Origin of the sequence: Pseudooceanicola nanhaiensis DSM 18065, from assembly GCF_000688295.1 — a bacterium.
Lineage (GTDB): Bacteria > Pseudomonadota > Alphaproteobacteria > Rhodobacterales > Rhodobacteraceae > Pseudooceanicola > Pseudooceanicola nanhaiensis.
This window is the reverse complement of record NZ_JHZF01000011.1, coordinates 143,995-161,235: the sequence shown is the minus strand read 5'-3', so window position 1 is coordinate 161,235 and position 17,241 is coordinate 143,995. Positions and strand designations below refer to the sequence as shown.

The following is a 17,241-nucleotide window of genomic DNA, read 5'->3' as shown; positions in this document are numbered from 1 at the left end:
CCTCAGACATACCAGGCGACGATGTGGGCGAGTTCTCCGCCCTGATGGAGCGGCAGCGCGACCATCGCGCCGTAGCCCCCGGGAAGGCCGGGCGCAGCGCTTTCCGCCACCGGCAGGCCCGAGCCCAGAACGCGGCCGATCAGCCCCTGCCAGGCGGTGACGCGGCGCGGGTTGTCCTCGTCCCAGAGCGGGCCCTCGCGGGCGCAGATGCCATCCGCGAGCACCGCGCCGCCGTCCTTGCCGACCCGTGAGGCGCGGGCGTCCCAGAGCTCGAACCGCCGGGCGATCGGGGTGCCCTTGGCCGAGAGCAGCGTCAGCACGCAGCTCCGCCCCGAGGGCAGCGGGATCGGAAGGCCGAGTCCGGTGGTGAGCCCCGCCTTCGCCGCGCTGTCGGCCCGGATGAAGCGATAGCCGGAGCCGAGGTCGCGCATCAGGATCGGCGTCCGCGCCGCCCAGACCCCGCCGGGCAGCCCCTGCCCGACCGGGAAATGCGTGTGCTGCGAGACCCATTCGAAATGCTTCGCCGCCCCGTAATAGCCGTCGTCGAGCATCATCAGCCCGTCCGTCTCGGACCAGATCTCGATCGCCCCGGTCCGCGCGTCGTCGTCCCCGCAGAGCACGACGAGCACCGCCTTGAGCACCGCCCCCGCGAAGACCGGGATCGCCACCGCGGCGGTCAGCCCCGCCTCGGCCGCGGCCTCGGTCCGCTTGAAGTACGATCCGTCGAAGCCCTTCAGCACCACGGGCCGCGCCTCGGCCCAGGCCTTGCCGGGCAGGCCCTCGCCCTGCGCGAAGCTCTCGCGCCGCGAGGTCGCCTCGAAGGCGCCGAGCCCGCCGTAATCGCCGCCGCCATGGACCAGGCGGTCGCCCTCGGGGACCCAGATCTCGGCGATCTGGATGAAGGTCTTCTCGGTCGTGTCGGCTGCGACATCCATCATGCGCTCCTTTGCGGTGGTGGCGTGGGTCGGGCGGTTCAGGCGGCCTCGGCCTTGCGCGCGTCCGTTTCGGACTTGCCCTGCTTGCCGTGCTCGTATTCCTCGAGGAAATTCAGCACCTGCTCGCGGTAGAGGTAGTAATCCGGGTGCTCGAGCAGCGCCTTGCGGGTCCGGGGCCGCGGCAGGTCGACGTCGAGGATCTTGCCGATCGTCGCCTGCGGCCCGTTGGTCATCATCACGACGCGGTCCGCGAGCAGGATCGCCTCGTCCACGTCGTGCGTGACGCAGATCGCGGTGACCTTGGTGCGGTCCCAGACCTCCATCAGCACCTCCTGCAGCTCCCAGCGGGTGAGGCTGTCGAGCATGCCGAAGGGCTCGTCCAGCAGCAGCAGCTTCGGGGAGAGCGCGAAGGCCCGCGCGATGCCGACCCGCTGGCGCATCCCGTTCGACAACTCGCTCGCGGGCTTGTCCATCGCCTCGGCGAGCCCCACCCGTTCGAGGTAGTATTCCACCACGTCCTGCCGCTCGGAGAGGCTGGCCCTGGGGTAGACCTTGTCGACACCGACAGCCACGTTCTCCTTCGCCGTCAGCCACGGGAAGAGCGAGGGCGACTGGAAGACCACCGCGCGCTCGGGGTCGGCGCCCTTCACCTCGTAACCGTCGAGCTTGATGACCCCCTGGGAGATCGCGTTGAGCCCCGCGGCCATGGTCAGCACGGTGGACTTGCCGCAGCCCGAATGGCCGATCAGCGAGATGAACTCGCCCCGGTCGAGCTTGAGGTTGAAATCCTCGACCACCGTCAGCGGGCCCTTCGGCGTCGGGTAGATCTTGTGGAGCTGCTCGAAGCTCAGGAAGTTCTGCTCGATCATCCCCTGCCGCGCGGCGACCTGCGCCTTTGGCATGCCGTGGATCGGGGTGACCTCGGGCAGGATGCGCGACCCCTCGACCTTGGCCTCGATGCCGACGTCCATGAGGTAGGTCGTCACCTTCGCCCGGAGCGCCTTGAACGCCTCGTCATGGTTCATCGCCGCCCGGTCACGGGGGCGCGGAAGCTCCACCCTGAAGGGCTCCGCCAGCGTCCCGTCGGGGTTCAGCGGGATGATCCGGTCGCCGAGCAGGATCGCCTCGTCCACGTCGTTGGTGATCAGCACGCAGGTCTTGCGGTCGGCCTCCCAGATCCCTTCGATCTCGTCGGCGAGGTTCGCCCGCGTCAGGGCGTCGAGCGCCGAGAGCGGCTCGTCGAGCAGCAGAACCTCCGGCGACATGGCGAGCGCGCGGGCCACGTTGACCCGCTGGCGCATGCCGCCCGACAGCTCCGCCGGACGCCGGCCGGCGGCGTGCGCGAGCCCCACCATCGAGACGTAGTGATCCACCTTCGCCTGCCGCTCGGCCTTCGGAAGCTCGGGGAAGACCGTGTCGACCGCCAGCCGCACGTTGCCGTTCACCGTCAGCCAGGGCATCAGCGAATAGTTCTGGAAGATCACCCCCCGCTCGCGCCCCGGCCCGGTGATGGGCTTGCCCTTGAAGGTCACGCTGCCGGCCGAGGGCTGCTCGAGCCCCGCCATCAGGTTTACGAGCGTCGTCTTGCCCGTGCCGGAGAAACCGAGGAGCACGAGGAACTCGCCCTCCGCGACCTCGAGGTCGATGCCCTTCAGCACCTCGGTCCGGTGAAGGCCCTCGCCGAAGCTCTTGGAGACGTTGTCGAACTTGAGAATACCCATGGTCTTTTCCCTTTGCGCTACCGCTGCGCCGCTTGAGCGCCGCTCACCGGTTGTTCGAGAAGGTGAAGAGGGTCTGGAGCGCGTACATCACCCGGTCGAGCAGGAAGCCGATGATCCCGATGGTGAAGACCGCAACCATGATCCGGGCGAGCGAGGAGGACGATCCGTTCTGGAACTCGTCCCAGACGAATTTCCCCAGGCCCGGGTTCTGCGCCAGCATCTCGGCGGCGATCAGCACCATCCAGCCCACCCCGAGGCTCAGCCGCAGCCCGGTGAAGATCAGCGGCAGCGCCGAGGGCAGCACCAGCTTGGTGATCTTGGTCCGCGTGTTCATCTTCAGCACCCGCGAGACGTTCACCAGATCCCGGTCGATCGAGGCCACCCCCAGCGAGGTGTTGATCAGCGTCGGCCAGAGCGAGCAGAGCGTCACCGTGATGGCCGAGATCAGGAAGCTCTTCGCGAAGATCCCGTCGTTCGTCACGTAGACCGCCGAGACGACCATCGTCACGATCGGCAGCCAGGCCAGCGGGCTCACCGGCTTGAAGATCTGGATCAGCGGGTTCAGCGCCGCGTTGGTCGTCGGCGAAAGCCCCGAGGCGATGCCGAGCGGCACCGCCACCACGGTCGCCAGCAGGAAGCCGAAGAAGACGGTCTGGATCGAGGTCCAGATCTGATCGTAATAGCTGGGCGCGCCGGTATAGGCCACGTCCTTCACCTCGTCCGCGCGCCCCGCGGCGATCAGCTTCTCGTTCCGCCGCTCAACCATCTCCGCGAACTTCGCTTCCTTCGCGGCCTTGGCCTGCGCGTCGCGGTTGAGGTTGACCGCCTCCTCCCAGACCTGTGCCGGTCCCGGCAGCGCCCCGAGCGAGGTCTCGACCTTCGGCGCGAGCAGGCCCCAGGCGGCAATGAAGAGCAGGATGGCGAGCACCGGGATGCCCAGCAGCCGCCAGATCTCCTTCATCTGCGCCCGCGGATTGTCTCCGGCCGCGGCCTTGGCGAGCGGCGTGATCCAGGCGAGGCCGAGGACCTGGAACCATTTGTCGGCCTTGTTGATGCGGGTGAAGAGCCGCGCCCGCCGCGCCGCGCGGTCGGTCGTCTCGGCGAAAGTCTGATCGACGGTGGTCATGGTGCTGTCCCTCGGATGCTCGGGAGGACGGGACGGCGGGCGGGGCGATGCCCGGTCACGGGCGAGCGCCGTCCGCCATCCGCGTGCCTCAGCCCTGGATGTCGTTGCCGACGACGATCTGCGCGCCCTTCAGCCCGATGGGCAGGCTCTCGAGATAGGCGTTCGGCGCCTTCCCGTCGTAGGCGATCCCGTCGATGATGTCGGCGGCGGGCGTCGGCGCCTTGTAGCCGTCGCTGTCCCAGGGGAAATCCGCCTCGTCGGCGAGCCCCTCGTCGACCAGCATCCGCGCCGCCTCGAGGTAGATCTCGGGCTTGTAGACCGACTTCGCGATCTCGTCGTACCAGCTGTCGGGCTTCGCCTCGGCGATCTGGCCCCAGCGGCGCATCTGGGTCAGGTACCAGACCGCGTCCGAATAGAACGGATAGGTCGCGTGATAACGGAAGAAGACGTTGAAATCGGGCACCGCGCGGGTGTCGCCCTTCTCGTATTCGAAGGTTCCGGTCATCGAATTGGCGATCACCTCGGCATCGGCGCCCACGTATTCGGGCCGCGCCAGGATCTCGACCGCCGCCTCGCGGTTGGCGTTGTCGTTCTCGTCCAGCCAGATGGCCGCGCGGATCAGCGCCTTGGTGACGGCGAGCGTGGTGTTGGGGTTCTCTTGCGCGAATTCCGCGGTGATGCCGAAGACCTTCTCGGGGTTGTTCTTCCAGAGCTCGTAATCGGTGATGACCGGCACCCCGATCCCCTTGAAGACCGCCTGCTGGTTCCACGGCTCGCCCACGCAATAGCCGTAGATCGTGCCGGCCTCGAGCGTCGCCGGCATCTGCGGCGGCGGTGTCACGGACAGCAGCACATCCGCCCCGATCTGCCCGGAGATGTTCTCGGGCGAGTAATACCCCGGGTTCAGCCCGCCGGCGGCCAGCCAGTAGCGCAGTTCGTAATTGTGGGTGGAGACCGGGAAGACCATGCCCATGTTGAAGGGCTTGCCTTCCGCCTTGTACTTCTCGACCACCGGCGCCATCGCGGAGGCACTGATCGGGTGTTGCGGCCTGCCGTCGGCATCCGTCGGGATATGGGGCTTCATCTGCTCCCAGATCTCGTTCGAGACCGTGATCCCGTTGCCGTTGAGGTCCATCGAGAAGGGCGTGACGATATGCGCCTCGGTGCCGAAGCCGATGGTCGCGGCCAGGGGCTGCCCCGCCAGCATGTGCGCGCCGTCGAGCGTGCCGCCGATCACGCCGTCGAGCAGCACCTTCCAGTTCGCCTGCGCCTCGAGCGTCACGAAAAGCCCCTCGTCCAGGAAATAGCCCTGCTCGTAGGCGACCGCGAGCGGCGCCATGTCGGTCAGCTTGATGAACCCGAAGGTGAGCTCGTCCTTTTCGAGCTCCAGCATCTGTGCGAAGGCGGGCCCCGTCAGGGTGAGTGCGGTGGTCAGGCCCAGAAGAATGGTCTTCATCGGTAGGTCTCCGTCTCGGTATCCCGGCAGGACCGGGGCAAAACAAAAAAGCCGCTGACACGCTCCGTTTCGGATGAAACGGACGGTCGAGCGGCTTTGCTCAGAATGATCCCGGTCGGTGGGAGGGTCTTGGTCGGTGGGCCCCGTTGCCTGCCGATGTGTCCTGTTTCCCGCAGGCAGAGACGTCAGGCAAAGGTTTTCAGGTGCACCGGGCCCTTTTGGTCCGCTCCGGCCCCGCCCCATGCCGCGACTGCACAAGGGATGGGCAGGTTTCAGCCTTCGGGATCAAAAACCCGGCCATCGAAGAACCCGTCCGGGCGGAGAATCAGCCGCCCCGAGCCCGAGGCGACGGCCGTGTCCCGCGCCAACCCGCCCTCGAGCTTCGAGGACGCCCCCGGCAGATCCGCCGTCGTCCCCGCCAGCGCCTCTCGGTGCAGGTCGCTCCGGAAGACCCCGCGCGCCGCCCGTCCCGCCGCCGCCCGGTCGAGGCCGAGGCGCGCGGCCATCTGCTGGCCGATCCATTCCGCCTGGCTGCGCCAGGGGAAGCTCGCCGCGCCCGCGTGGAACTCCACGAAGCCCGGCACCTCGCGCATGTCGCCGCGCGGAGAGATCACCAGCCGGCCCGACAGCGACCGGTCGAGGATCTCCGGCGCGATGTCGAGGTATTCCGCCCGGCTCAGAAGCTCGGCCGTCAGCGTCCGCGAGGCCGGGTCCGCCAGCCAGCGCCCCGCCCGCCAGACCGCGCGGACCAGCCGGCTCAGCAGCTGCGGCTCGGCCCGCGCCCAGTCGTCGCGCACCGCCAGCACCTTCTCGGGCGCGAAGGCCCAGATCGCGGAGCCCGGCAGCAGGAGCTCTCCCACCCCGTTCTCCACGGCCTTCGACCCCCAGGGCTCGCCCACGCAGAAGGCGTCGATCTCGCCCGCCTCGATGGTCTCGGCCATCAGCGGCGGCGGCACGGTGCGGATGTCGATCCCCTGCGGCGCGGGCAGTCCGAGGGCGGAAAGCCAGTAATAGACCAGCTCCGCGTGCATCGAGAACGGGAACGGCACGCCGATCCTGAGACGGCCGCCGGCGGCGGCGATCAGGGCGCGCCCCGCGGCCTCGGCATCGTCGAAGGCGAAATCGTGGCCCACCTCGCGGAGCCGGTCGGCCAGCGCCCGGCTGACGCCGATTACGTCGCCATTGACCGAAAGCACCGAGACGGCTGCCAGCGCCGCCCCGGCCCCGCCGATCCCGAGCGCCGCGGCCACCGGGACAGGCGCCAGCATATGCGCGGCATCCACCTGCCCGAAACTCAGCATGTCGCGGAGCGACGACCACGAGGGCGCGCGGCGGAGATCGAGCGCGATACCCTCTTCGCTCGCGAAGCCCATCTCCTGCGCGATGATCAGCGGCGCGGCATCCACCAGCGGGATGAAGCCCACCGAAAGCGTCGCGGCTCTCACGACAGGAGCCCCACGGTCGAAACGAGCGCGGCCGCCACGTCGGCCACCCGCCTGTTCTGGTCCATCGCGGCCTTCCGGAGGATGGCGTAGGCCTGGTCTTCGTCCACGCCGCGCGCCTTCATGATCATCCCCTTGGCGCGGTCGATCACCTTGCGCTCCTCCAGCGCCTTCTTCGTCTCGGCGAGCTCGAGCCGCATCCGCTGGAACATCCGGAACCGCGCGATGGCCGCGTCGAGGATCGGCTTCACCCGCGCCGGCTGCATCCCGTCGACCACGTAGGCCGAGACGCCGGCTTCGATCGCCGCGGCCGAGAGCCCTTCGTCCGAGCGGTCCACGAACATCGCGACGGGCCGGTCGAGCGGACCTGAGGCCAGCGCCAGTTCCTCCAGCGAATCCCGCGACGGGTTGGCGATGTCGATCAGCACCACGTCGGGCTGTTTCGTCTGGATCTGGCGGGCAAGGCTCGTCGGCTCGGAAATGACCTGGATATCGAAATCGCCCGCCTCGCGCAGGCTGTCCACGATCTGCATCGCGCGCTCGCGATCAGCTTCCACGACCATGATGGAGAGGGCGTTCGACATGGCCCCACCATCAGCGCGCGCCGCGCTTCGAGTAAAGCGGGAGGCCCTGCCACGTGCCGGTGAGATGCGCGAATTCCGTGCGGTCAGCCCAAAAATGCGGCAGCGCAGCATCCCGCCCGGCAGGATCAGCCGAGCGGATGGATGCAGGCCACGCGGTGCCCCGTCTGCGGTTCGAGCGCGGGCATCGCCCCGGTGCAGGCCTCGGTCGCGCGCGGGCAGCGCGGTGCGAAGGGGCAGCCGGGCGGCGGGTTCAGGGGATCGGGCAGCTCGGTCTCGCGGCCCTCGGGCGCCGAGAGCGGGCGCCCCACCACCGGCGCGCTGTCGGCGAGGAGCTTCGTGTAGGGATGTTTCGGCGCGCGGAAGATGTCCTCCGCCCGCCCGACCTCGACCACCGAGCCGAAGTAGAGCACGGCGACCCGGGTCGAGACCGCCTCCACCACCGCGAGGTCATGCGAGATGAAGAGGTAGGTCAGCCCCAGCTCGCGCTTCAGATCCGCGAGCAGGTTCAGCACCTGCGCCTGCACCGAGACGTCGAGCGCCGAGACCGGCTCGTCGAGGATCAGGATCCGCGCCTGCGCCGCGAGCGCCCGGGCAATCCCGATCCGCTGCGCCTGCCCGCCCGAGAATTCATGCGGGTAGCGGTCGAGGAACTCCTCCCGCAGGTTCACGCTGTCGAAAATCTCGGCGATCCGCCTCTCGCGCGCTGCCCGGTCCATCCCGTGCAACCGCTTCAGCGGCGCCTCCATCACCTGCCGGATGGTCTTGCGCGGGTTCAGCGAGGATATCGGGTCCTGAAAGACATACTGGATGCGCTTGCCGAAGGCCGCCGGATCGGCGGTGTCGAGCGGCTTGCCCTCGATCTCGATGCGCCCGGTTGTCGGCGGCAGGAGCCCCACGAGCATCCGCGCCAGCGTCGATTTCCCGCAGCCCGATTCACCGACGATGCCGAGGGTCTCGCCCGCCTCCACGCTCAGGTCCACGGGCCGGACCGCATGCACGATCCCCTTCGGCTTGCCGAAGAGCCGCTTGCCCACCGGGAACTCCCTCGACAGGCCCTCCAGCCGCAGCGCATCCGTCATTCCGCCGCCTCCCGTTTCAGGTCCGTTTCGGGGAAGAGGCAGCGCACGGCCCGGTTCCCCGCCTGCGCGAGCCCGATCTCGCGGGTCACGCAGACCGCTTCCGTCTTCAGGCAGCGCGGCGCGAAGGCGCAGCCGGGCTCCAGCCGGTCCACCGCCGGGGGCAGGCCCGGGATCGCCTCGAGCCTGCGCCGCCCCGCGCCCAGTTCCGGCACGCAGGCGATGAGCCGCCGGGTGTAGGGATGCGCGGGCGCGTCCAGCACCGCGCGGGTCGGCCCCTCCTCCACGATCCTGCCGGCATACATGACGGCCACCCGGTCGCAGAGCTGCGCCACCACGCCGAAATCATGGGTGATGAAGACGATGGCCAGACCCCGCTCGCGCCTGAGATCGTCGAGCAGCGAGAGGATCTGCGCCTGAACCGTCACGTCGAGCGCCGTTGTCGGCTCGTCCGCGATGATGACGTCCGGATCGTTGGCCAGCGCCATGGCGATGCCGACACGCTGGCGCATGCCGCCGGACATCTCGTGCGGATAGCTCTGCGCCCGGCTCTCGGGGTTAGGGATGCGCACCTGTTTCAGGAGCGCCACCGCACGATCCCAGGCCTCGGCCCGCGGGATCCTGTGATGCACCCGGATCGCCTCCACCAGCTGGTCGCCCACCCGGTAGAGCGGATGCAGCGTCGCCAGCGGGTCCTGGAAGATATAGGCCACCCGGTCGCCCCTCAGCTCTCTGAGCCGGCCGTAGGTCGCGCCGATCAGCTCCGCGTCCCGGAAGCGCACCGAGCCGCCGGTGATCACCCCGGGCGGCGAGGCCACCAGCCCCATCACGGACAGCGCCGTGACGGATTTCCCCGACCCGCTCTCGCCGATCACGCCGAGGCATTCCCCCGGCGCGACATGCAGCGAGACCTTGTTCACTGCCCTGTAGACCCGCGCGCCCACGTGGAACTGCGTCTCCAGATCGGTCATCGTCAGCACCCCTTCCGCACGGGGCGCGGGCACCGGCGCGCGGCGGTCCACCACCGTCGCCGCCCTCGGCCGCGTCAGCGCGCCGGACCGCAGCCGGGGGTCGAGCGCATCCCGCACCCCGTCGCCCAGCAGGTTGATGCTCATGACGATGACCAGGATCATCACCCCCGGCACGATCGAGGTCAGCGGGTTGGTGATCAGCGCGCCGCGCGCCTCGCCCAGCATCGAACCGAGGTCGGCCTGCGGCGGCTGGCTCCCGAGCCCGAGGAACGAGAGCCCGGCGGTCTCGAGGATCATCCAGCCGATGGTCGTCGACATGGCGATGACGATCACCGGGATCACGTTGGGCAGGATCTCGGACAGGATGATCCTGGTGTGCGACAGGCCCGCGAGCCGCGCAGCGTCGACGAATTCCTTGTGCGCGATCCCCACCGTCACGCCGCGGATGTTTCTCGCGAAGAAGGGGATGTTCACCACCGCGACCGCGATCAGCGCGTTGAAGAGCCCGGGCCCCAGGGCCGCCACGATGGCGAGGGCCAGCAGGATGTAGGGAAAGGCCATCAGCATGTCGATGCCGCGCATGATGACGTTGTCCGTGGCGCCCCCGAAATAGCCCGAGACGATCCCGAACCCCGCGCCGATCACCGCGGCGAAGACCGCCGCCGCGAAGCCCACGGCGAGCGACAGCCGCGTCCCCCAGAGGAGCCGCGACAGGAGGTCCCGCCCGAGGTGGTCGGTGCCGAGGAGATGGCCTTCCGCGAAGACCGGCCGGAAGCGGTTGGCGGTGTTCGTCACGTCCGGATCCGCGAGCGGCAGGATCGGCGTCAGGATGGCCAGCAGGACCACGATGCCCAGCACCACCAGACCGGCGGCGGCGAGACGGTTGCGGAAGATCAGTCGAACCGTCTTCATCCCCGGCCCCTCACGTCTTGATCCGCGGGTCGAGCAGCGATTGCGCCACGTCCACCGCGATGTTGAAGAGCACGTAGCAGGCCGCGACGATCACCACGCCGCCCTGCACCAGCAGGATGTCGCGCTTGAGGATCGCGTCCACCAGCATCCGCCCGACGCCGGGCCACTGGAACACCATCTCGATATAGACCGCCCCCGAGAGCACGAACCCCGCCTGGATCCCCAGCACCGGGATGATCGAGACCATCGCCGCCTTCAGCGCATGCCGCCAGACGACGCGCCCCTCGCCCACGCCCTTGGCCCGCGCGGTGCGGATGAAATCCTGCCGCAGCACCTCGAGCATGGCAGACCGCGCGAGCCGTGCCACGACGCCCGTCGCCACGACCGACAGCGCCACGGCGGGCATCACCAGGTGATGGAGCAGGTCCGCCAGGTCGCCCCCGCCATAGATCGCGTACATGCCCGAGACCGGGAACCAGCGCAGGTGGACCGCGAAGATCAGGATCATCATCATGCCGAGGAAGAAGCTGGGGATCGAGATCCCCAGGAGCACCGCGAAGGTGATCCCCCGGTCCGCCCAGCCATATTGCCGCGCGGCCGAGACGACGCCCGCCATGATGCCGAACAGAGCGCAGAGCACGAAGGACGTCCCCGCCAGGATCAGCGTCGCCATGAAGCGCTCCGTCACCTCGTCGAGCACCGGGCGGTTGAGCGAGAAGGACCGCCCGAAATCCCCCTGCAGCATGTTGCCGAGCCAGATGAAATACCGCGCGACAAGCGGCTCGTCGAGCCCGAGGTCCCGGTTCAGCTTCGCCACGTTCTCGGGCGTCGCGTAGCTCCCGAGGATCGCCGTCGCCGGGTCGCCCGGGATCATCGCCATGATCAGGAACACGATCACGGTGATCCCGAGCAGCACCGGGATGGCCGACAAGAGCCGCTTGACGATGTAGCTTCCCATTCGCCCTCCCCCGGGCCGTCCTCGATCAGGGGCGCCGCCCCCGAGCTTCATCTTTCCGGAAATACTCCCGCCGGAGGCACGCGCCGGCCGCAGGCCGGCGCGTCGGTCGGGCCGGCCCTGCCGGCCCGAAACCCCTCAGTTCTTCACCACGTCATCGAGCAGCAGGAAGAAGCTCGGCTGGAGCGCGAAATTCTCGACCGCCTCCGAGGTCACCGCGTTCTGCTTCCAGTTCGCGACGAAGACCCAGGGCGCGTCCTCCTGCACGATCTCCTGCATCCGCTTGTAGAGCTCGGCCCGTTTCTCCTGGTCGGTGGCGACGCGCGCCGCCTCGAGCAGCTTGTCGACCTCGGGGTTCGAGTAATAGCCCGAGTTGAAGCCGCCCTTGTCGGGCCATGCGTCGGTCCGGAGCGCGAGATAGGGCAGCGTGTCGGGATCGTTCGTCATCCACGCCATCTCGGCCATGTCGGCCTTGCCCTCGAGCCCGGGGTTCACCTCGCCCAGGAAGGTGTTCCACTCGTAGGTCTCGATCTCGGTGTCGAAGCCCACGGCGTTCAGGTCCGCCTGGATCGCCGTCCCCATGGCGACCGGATCGAGCATCCCCGAGCCGCCCTCGGTCACGTAGAAGGTGAGCGAGAGGTCATCGACCCCCGCCTCCGCGAGCAGCGCTTTGGCCTTCTCGGGATCGTATGGGTAGGGCTCGAGGCTCTCGTTGTAGGCCCAGGCGAAGGCCGGCGGCGTGGGGCCGGCGGCCACATCCGCGGTGCCTTCCAGCACGTTGTCGACCAGCGCCGTCTTGTTGATCGCGTAATTCGCGGCCTGCCGGACCCGCTTGTCGGCAAAGGGCCCCTCCTTGGCGTTCAGGATCAGGAACCACAGGTGCGGCCCCGCCTGTTCATGCACCGTGAACCCCTCGCCCTGGAATTCCGAAAGCGAGACGGGGGGCACCTCGACCATCAGGTCGATCCCGCCCGCCAGCATCTCGGCCGTCCGGGTGTTGGCGTCGGTGATCGGGCGGAAGACCACGGCGTCGAGCTCCGGCGCGCCGTCCCAGTACTCGGGGTTCTTCTCGACCACCACGGCCTCGTTCGAGCGCCATTCCTTGAAGGTGAAGGGCCCCGTGCCGGAGGGGTTCCGGCCGAAATCCGCCCCGTGCTGCTCGACCGCGGCGGGCGAGACGATCAGCCCGGTCGGATAGGCGAGGTTCGACAGGAAGGGCGCGTAGGGTTCGTTCAGGGTGAACCTGACCGTCAGGTCGTCCACCGCCTCCACGCTCTCGACGGCGGAGAAGAAGAAGGCGAGCGGGAACGGCCCGGTGTCGTGGTAGGGGTGATCCTCGTTCAGCATCCGCTCGAAGTTGAAGACCACCGCCTCGGCGTTGAAGTCGGATCCGTCGTGGAAGCGCACGCCCTCGCGCAGGGTGAAGGTGTATTCGGTGCCGTCCTCGCTGATCTCCCACGCGGTGGCCAGCGCCGGTTCGACCTCGAGCGTGCCGTCCCTGTAGCGCACCAGCCCGTCGTAGACGTTCATCAGGATGCGGAAATCGTTGACGGCCGTCACCGCGGCCGGGTCCAGCGCCTTCGGCTCGGCGATCTGGCCCACGATCAGCACGCCCGGCGGCGTCTGTGCGGTGGCGGGGGCGGTCGCGCCCAGGGCCATCGACATCGCGACCCCGGCGGCGAGCACGCCGCGGCGTGTCCAGTTGAGCATTCCCTGTTGCATCAGCCTCTCTCCTTGGCAGCGGGCGTCGGTCTCGCCCCTTATTCATCATGATAAATTGAAGTTGTGCGAATTGTCATGATAAATTCAAGAGGCAGGTTCGACGGAGGCTTCCATGACCTATTCCATTCTCGCCCGTGACGCGAAAACGGGCATCCTCGGCGGGGCGGCGGCGACAGGCTCGCTCTGCGTCGGCGGCTGGGTGCTGCGCGGGGTGGCCGGGGTCGGCATGTCGGCCAGCCAGGGAACCGCGCCCTCGACCCTCTGGGGCGAGGGTGTGCTGGCGATGATGGGCGACGGGGCGAGCGCGGAAAAGGCCGTCGACGCAATGGTTTCGCCCGACGCGGGGCGCGATTATCGCCAGCTTTCGGCGCTCGACGCGCGGGGCGGGACCGGGGCCTTCACCGGCGCGGCCTCGGTTCCGGCCGCGGGCGCGCGGCAGGGCGACGGTCTGGTGGTGGCCGGCAACCTGCTGACCGGCGAAGAGGTGCTGGAGGCGGCCCGCGATGCCTATCTCGCGAGCACCCTGCCCTTCGCCGAGCGCCTGCTTGCCGCGCTCGACGCCGGCGCCGCGGCGGGCAGTGATTCCCGTGGCCTGCAATCGGCCGCGCTGCTGGTGGTCTCGCCGGATGCGCCGCCGCTGACGCTGCGGGTGGACATGTCCGAGACGCCGCTCGCCGCGCTCCGCGCGCTCTACGAGCGCGCGCAATCGCAGCCCTATGCCGGCTGGTGCGACGTGGTGCCGGTGCTGAACGACCCGCACCGGCGCCCGCGCGCCGAGGAGATGGAGGTGCTGGCGGAGCAGGCCGCCTCGAAGGCGTGAGGTCACCCGCGGAGGGGACTCCAAAAGAGAACAAAAGGTGAATATAATGGCGGCATGTTCGCCGAGCTCTGCATCACCTCGAACTTCACCTTTCTCACCGGGGCGGCGCATCCCGAGGAATACGTCATGCGCGCGGCCGAGCTGGGGATCGCCGCGGTGGCCATCGCGGACGAGAACTCGGTCGCGGGGATCGTCCGCGCCCATCAGGAAGCACGCGAGATCCGCCGCCGGGTCGAGGAGCGCCGGGCCTTCGACGCCGCGCATGGCCTGATCGGTCCGCCCGCGCCCGAGGGGTTTCCCCCGCCACCCGAGATGGTGGTGCCGCGGCTGATTCCCGGCGCCCGGATGCGCTTCGAGGAGGGGGTCGAGGTGACGCTGCTCGCCGCCGACCGGGCGGGCTGGGGCCGGCTCTGCCGCCTGATCTCGCGCGGGCGTCTCCGGGCCGAGAAGGGCAGCTGCCTGGTGCGGCTCGCGGACCTTGCCGAGATCGGAACCGAGGGGCTGGAGGCGCTGCTGCACCCGGTCGAGGCGGGGCGGACGGGGGATGGCGGCGATGGCGCGCCCCCCTCTCACCCTGACGGCCGGGAGATGCCCGCAGCTCGGGCCGGGGCGGCAACAGACCGGCCTCACCCCGACCCTCTCCCCGGCGGGGAGAGGGAACCTGTCGCGCGGGGGGGCTGGAGGGGGGGCTTGCGTGAGCAGCAGGCCCCCGGATCGGGGAGGGTGCGGCCCGCGGAGGTCGGGATTATGCCTGCTCAATCCCCCGCCCCGCCCTGCCCGCAAGCGCAACATCGGATCGCGCCCGGCCCCGAGGGCGGCGTCGAGGGTGGGACCGACAGCCCCCTGAAGCACGATCGGGACGATCGTGGCACCGACATCACCGGCGCGAGCGGATCGGAGCAACGAGGAACAACGGACATTCCCGGCATGGCGGAGGATGAGGGCCCCGGCCTGGAGAGGCAGGAAAGCATCACCCTCCCCGCCTGGCGCCGCCATGCCGCCCGCCTCTCGGCGCTCTTCCCGGGGCGCCTGCACCTCCTGCTCTCCCCCCGCTACGAAGGCGAGGACAGCGCCCGCTTTGCCGCGCTCACGCGCGAGGCGGAGCGGCTCGGCCTGCCCACCCTCGCCTCGGCCCGCCCGGTGATGCATGTCGCCGCCCGCCGCCGGATGGCCGACGTGCTGACCGCGATCCGCCTGCACACCCGGGTCGAGGCGCTCGGCCGCGGGGCGCTGGCCAATGCCGAGCAGCGGCTGCGCCCGGAAGCCGAGATGCGGCGCATCTTCCGCGGCCACGAGGACGCCGTCGACCGGGCCGGGGCCCTGGCCGAACGGCTGACCTTCTCGCTCGACGAGCTGCGCTACGAATACCCCTCCGAGATCGCGGGCGGCGAGACGCCCGCCGACCGGCTCGCCCGGCTCTCCCACGCCGGGATGAAATGGCGCTACCCGCACGGCGCGCCGCAGAAGGTGAAGGACCTGCTGGCCCATGAGCTCGCCCTGATCGGCAAGCTGAAATACGAGCCCTACTTCCTGACCGTCCACGACATCGTGCAATTCGCCCGGTCGCGCGACATCCTCTGCCAGGGCCGGGGGTCGGCGGCCAATTCGGTCGTCTGCTACTGCCTCGGCGTGACCGAGGTCTCTCCGGAAGTCGGCACCATGGTCTTCGAGCGCTTCGTCTCCGAGGCGCGCGACGAGCCCCCCGACATCGACGTGGATTTCGAGCACGAGCGCCGCGAGGAGGTCATCCAGCACATCTACGACCGCTACGGCCGCCACCGGGCGGGCCTCTGCGCGACCGTCATCCACTACCGCGGCAAGCGCGCGATCCGCGAGGTGGGCGCCGCCATGGGGCTCACCCAGGACACCATTTCGGCGATGTCCTCCCAGCTCTGGGGCTTCTTCTCGGCCGACGCGGTGGCCGAGGAGCGCTTCCGCGAGATCGGGCTCGACCCGCGCGATCCGCGGCTGATGCAGACCATGCAGCTCGTGCACGAGATCGAGGGCTTCCCCCGCCACCTCTCCCAGCACGTCGGCGGCTTCGTCATCACCGAAGGCAGGCTGGACGAGCTGGTGCCGATCGAGAACGCGACGATGGAGGACCGCACGGTCATCTGCTGGGACAAGGACGACATCGACACGCTGGGCATCCTCAAGGTCGACGTGCTGGCGCTCGGGATGCTGACCTGCATCCGCAAGGCGTTCGACCTGCTGGCGAGCCACGAGGGGATCGACCACACGCTGGCCTCCATCCCGCCCGAGGATCCGCGGGTCTACGACATGCTCTGCAAGGCCGACACGGTGGGCGTCTTCCAGGTCGAGTCGCGGGCCCAGATGAACTTCCTGCCCCGGATGCGGCCGCGCTGCTTCTACGACCTCGTCATCGAGGTCGCGATCATCCGCCCCGGTCCGATCCAGGGCGACATGGTGCATCCCTACATCCGCCGCCGGAACGGCGAGGAGAAAGTCGAATTCCCCTCGGACGAGCTGGGCCGCGTGCTGTCCAAGACCCTCGGCGTGCCGCTCTTCCAGGAACAGGCGATGCAGATCGCGATCATCGGCGCGGGCTTCACGCCCGAGGAGGCCGACCGCCTGCGCCGGGCGCTTGCCACCTTCAAGAAGCACGGCAACGTCAGCGAGTTCCGGAGCCGCTTCATGCGCGGCATGGCGCGGAACGGCTATGACGCGGATTTCTCGGAACGCTGCTTCTCCCAGATCGAGGGCTTCGGGTCCTACGGCTTCCCCGAAAGCCACGCCGCCTCCTTCGCGCTGCTGGTCTATGCCTCGAGCTGGATCAAGCGCCACCATCCCGGCATCTTCGCCTGCGCGCTGCTGAACTCCCAGCCGATGGGGTTCTACGCGCCCGCCCAGATCGTCCGCGATGCCCGCGAGCACGGGGTGGAGGTGCGGCCCGTGGACATCAACGCCTCCTACTGGGACAACGCGATGGAGCGCACCGGGCGGGGCGATCTCGCGCTGCGCCTCGGCTTCCGCCAGATCAAGGGCATGGCCGAGGAGGAAGCCGCCTGGATCGCCGCCGCCCGCGGCAACGGCTACCGCTCGGTGAGCGACGTCTGGCGGCGGGCCGGGGTCTCGCCCGCGATGCTGGAACGGCTGGCCGAGGCCGATGCCTTCGCCGCGCTCAGGCTGTCGCGGCGCGAGGCGCTCTGGGAGGCCAAGGCGCTGGCCCCGGGCCGGGAGCTGCCGCTGTTCTCGGGCGACATCGACGGCGAGGGGATCGCCGAGCCCGCCGCCCTCCTGCCGCAGATGACGCTGGGCGAGGAGGTGGTGGAGGATTTCGTCGCCCTCCGCCTGTCGCTCAAGGCGCATCCGCTGGCGCTGCTGCGCCCGATGCTGACCCCGGGGATGGAGACGGCCCCCCTGCCCGGCCCGGAGCAGGGGTCGGGATCGGGATCGGGACCGGAGCGCCGCTGACCGGGCGCGCGCCAGTGACCGGAACGGCACGCCGGCGCCGGTGCGCCACGCAGCCAGTTGAACCCCGCGCGGCGGCGCGTCATTCT

General features: G+C 69.5%; 12 protein-coding genes. 2 read left to right on the top strand and 10 right to left on the bottom strand.

Features of this window, described 5'->3' with window-relative positions; translation table 11 throughout:
* Nucleotides 1-2: 2 nt before the first annotated feature.
* The 10 genes from Q344_RS0101720 to Q344_RS0101675 form a co-directional block, all read right to left on the bottom strand.
* Nucleotides 3-938 (bottom strand): GAF domain-containing protein, encoded by a 936-nt coding sequence (locus tag Q344_RS0101720; RefSeq protein ID WP_229669116.1) that lies wholly within the window; start codon nt 936-938, stop codon nt 3-5.
* 35 nt (nt 939-973) lie between these two features.
* Complete coding sequence (locus Q344_RS0101715; protein WP_028285124.1) at nt 974-2,656, bottom strand: ABC transporter ATP-binding protein; 1,683 nt, start codon at nt 2,654-2,656, stop codon at nt 974-976.
* Nucleotides 2,657-2,699: 43 nt separating this feature from the next.
* Nucleotides 2,700-3,782, bottom strand: coding sequence for an ABC transporter permease (locus tag Q344_RS0101710; protein WP_028285123.1), 1,083 nt, complete (start codon nt 3,780-3,782; stop codon nt 2,700-2,702).
* An 88-nt stretch (nt 3,783-3,870) separates the two neighbouring features.
* On the bottom strand, nt 3,871-5,238 hold the full coding sequence (locus Q344_RS0101705; protein ID WP_028285122.1) for a CmpA/NrtA family ABC transporter substrate-binding protein: 1,368 nt from the start codon (nt 5,236-5,238) through the stop codon (nt 3,871-3,873).
* A gap of 272 nt (nt 5,239-5,510) precedes the next feature.
* Nucleotides 5,511-6,683 (bottom strand): CmpA/NrtA family ABC transporter substrate-binding protein, encoded by a 1,173-nt coding sequence (locus tag Q344_RS0101700; protein ID WP_028285121.1) that lies wholly within the window; start codon nt 6,681-6,683, stop codon nt 5,511-5,513.
* A complete protein-coding gene (locus Q344_RS0101695; protein WP_028285120.1) occupies nt 6,680-7,264 on the bottom strand; it encodes an ANTAR domain-containing response regulator in 585 nt (194 codons plus the stop codon). Before Q344_RS0101695 ends, Q344_RS0101700 begins: the two co-directional genes overlap by 4 nt.
* Before the next feature lie 125 nt (nt 7,265-7,389).
* Nucleotides 7,390-8,343 carry an ABC transporter ATP-binding protein gene (locus Q344_RS0101690; protein ID WP_028285119.1) on the bottom strand — a complete coding sequence of 318 codons (954 nt, stop codon included), beginning with the start codon at nt 8,341-8,343 and terminating at the stop codon, nt 7,390-7,392.
* Nucleotides 8,340-10,223, bottom strand: coding sequence for a dipeptide/oligopeptide/nickel ABC transporter permease/ATP-binding protein (locus Q344_RS0101685; protein ID WP_028285118.1), 1,884 nt, complete (start codon nt 10,221-10,223; stop codon nt 8,340-8,342). Before Q344_RS0101685 ends, Q344_RS0101690 begins: the two co-directional genes overlap by 4 nt.
* Before the next feature lie 10 nt (nt 10,224-10,233).
* On the bottom strand, nt 10,234-11,181 hold the full coding sequence (locus Q344_RS0101680) for an ABC transporter permease (protein ID WP_028285117.1): 948 nt from the start codon (nt 11,179-11,181) through the stop codon (nt 10,234-10,236).
* A 135-nt stretch (nt 11,182-11,316) separates the two neighbouring features.
* Nucleotides 11,317-12,900: an ABC transporter substrate-binding protein gene (locus Q344_RS0101675; protein ID WP_028285116.1), complete on the bottom strand. Its 1,584-nt coding sequence runs from the start codon at nt 12,898-12,900 to the stop codon at nt 11,317-11,319.
* A 112-nt stretch (nt 12,901-13,012) separates the two neighbouring features.
* On the opposite strand from Q344_RS0101675, the gene Q344_RS0101670 reads away from it, so the two are divergent.
* Both Q344_RS0101670 and Q344_RS22880 read left to right on the top strand, forming a co-directional pair.
* A complete protein-coding gene (locus Q344_RS0101670; RefSeq protein ID WP_028285115.1) occupies nt 13,013-13,720 on the top strand; it encodes a DUF1028 domain-containing protein in 708 nt (235 codons plus the stop codon).
* A gap of 54 nt (nt 13,721-13,774) precedes the next feature.
* Nucleotides 13,775-17,155 carry an error-prone DNA polymerase gene (locus tag Q344_RS22880; protein WP_084178265.1) on the top strand — a complete coding sequence of 1,127 codons (3,381 nt, stop codon included), beginning with the start codon at nt 13,775-13,777 and terminating at the stop codon, nt 17,153-17,155.
* Nucleotides 17,156-17,241: the final 86 nt, after the last annotated feature.

What these genes read in the sequence shown, in the direction of transcription:
- Q344_RS0101710 (WP_028285123.1), bottom strand. Translation starts at nt 3,782, where the DNA reads ATGACCACCGTCGATCAGACTTTCGCCGAGACGACCGACCGCGCGGCG.
- Q344_RS0101675 (WP_028285116.1), bottom strand. Translation starts at nt 12,900, where the DNA reads ATGCAACAGGGAATGCTCAACTGGACACGCCGCGGCGTGCTCGCCGCC.
- Q344_RS0101680 (WP_028285117.1), bottom strand. Translation starts at nt 11,181, where the DNA reads ATGGGAAGCTACATCGTCAAGCGGCTCTTGTCGGCCATCCCGGTGCTG.
- Q344_RS0101695 (WP_028285120.1), bottom strand. Translation starts at nt 7,264, where the DNA reads ATGTCGAACGCCCTCTCCATCATGGTCGTGGAAGCTGATCGCGAGCGC.
- Q344_RS0101705 (WP_028285122.1), bottom strand. Translation starts at nt 5,238, where the DNA reads ATGAAGACCATTCTTCTGGGCCTGACCACCGCACTCACCCTGACGGGG.
- Q344_RS0101715 (WP_028285124.1), bottom strand. Translation starts at nt 2,656, where the DNA reads ATGGGTATTCTCAAGTTCGACAACGTCTCCAAGAGCTTCGGCGAGGGC.
- Q344_RS0101685 (WP_028285118.1), bottom strand. Translation starts at nt 10,223, where the DNA reads ATGAAGACGGTTCGACTGATCTTCCGCAACCGTCTCGCCGCCGCCGGT.
- Q344_RS0101670 (WP_028285115.1), top strand. Translation starts at nt 13,013, where the DNA reads ATGACCTATTCCATTCTCGCCCGTGACGCGAAAACGGGCATCCTCGGC.
- Q344_RS0101690 (WP_028285119.1), bottom strand. Translation starts at nt 8,343, where the DNA reads ATGACGGATGCGCTGCGGCTGGAGGGCCTGTCGAGGGAGTTCCCGGTG.
- Q344_RS22880 (WP_084178265.1), top strand. Translation starts at nt 13,775, where the DNA reads ATGTTCGCCGAGCTCTGCATCACCTCGAACTTCACCTTTCTCACCGGG.
- Q344_RS0101720 (WP_229669116.1), bottom strand. Translation starts at nt 938, where the DNA reads ATGATGGATGTCGCAGCCGACACGACCGAGAAGACCTTCATCCAGATC.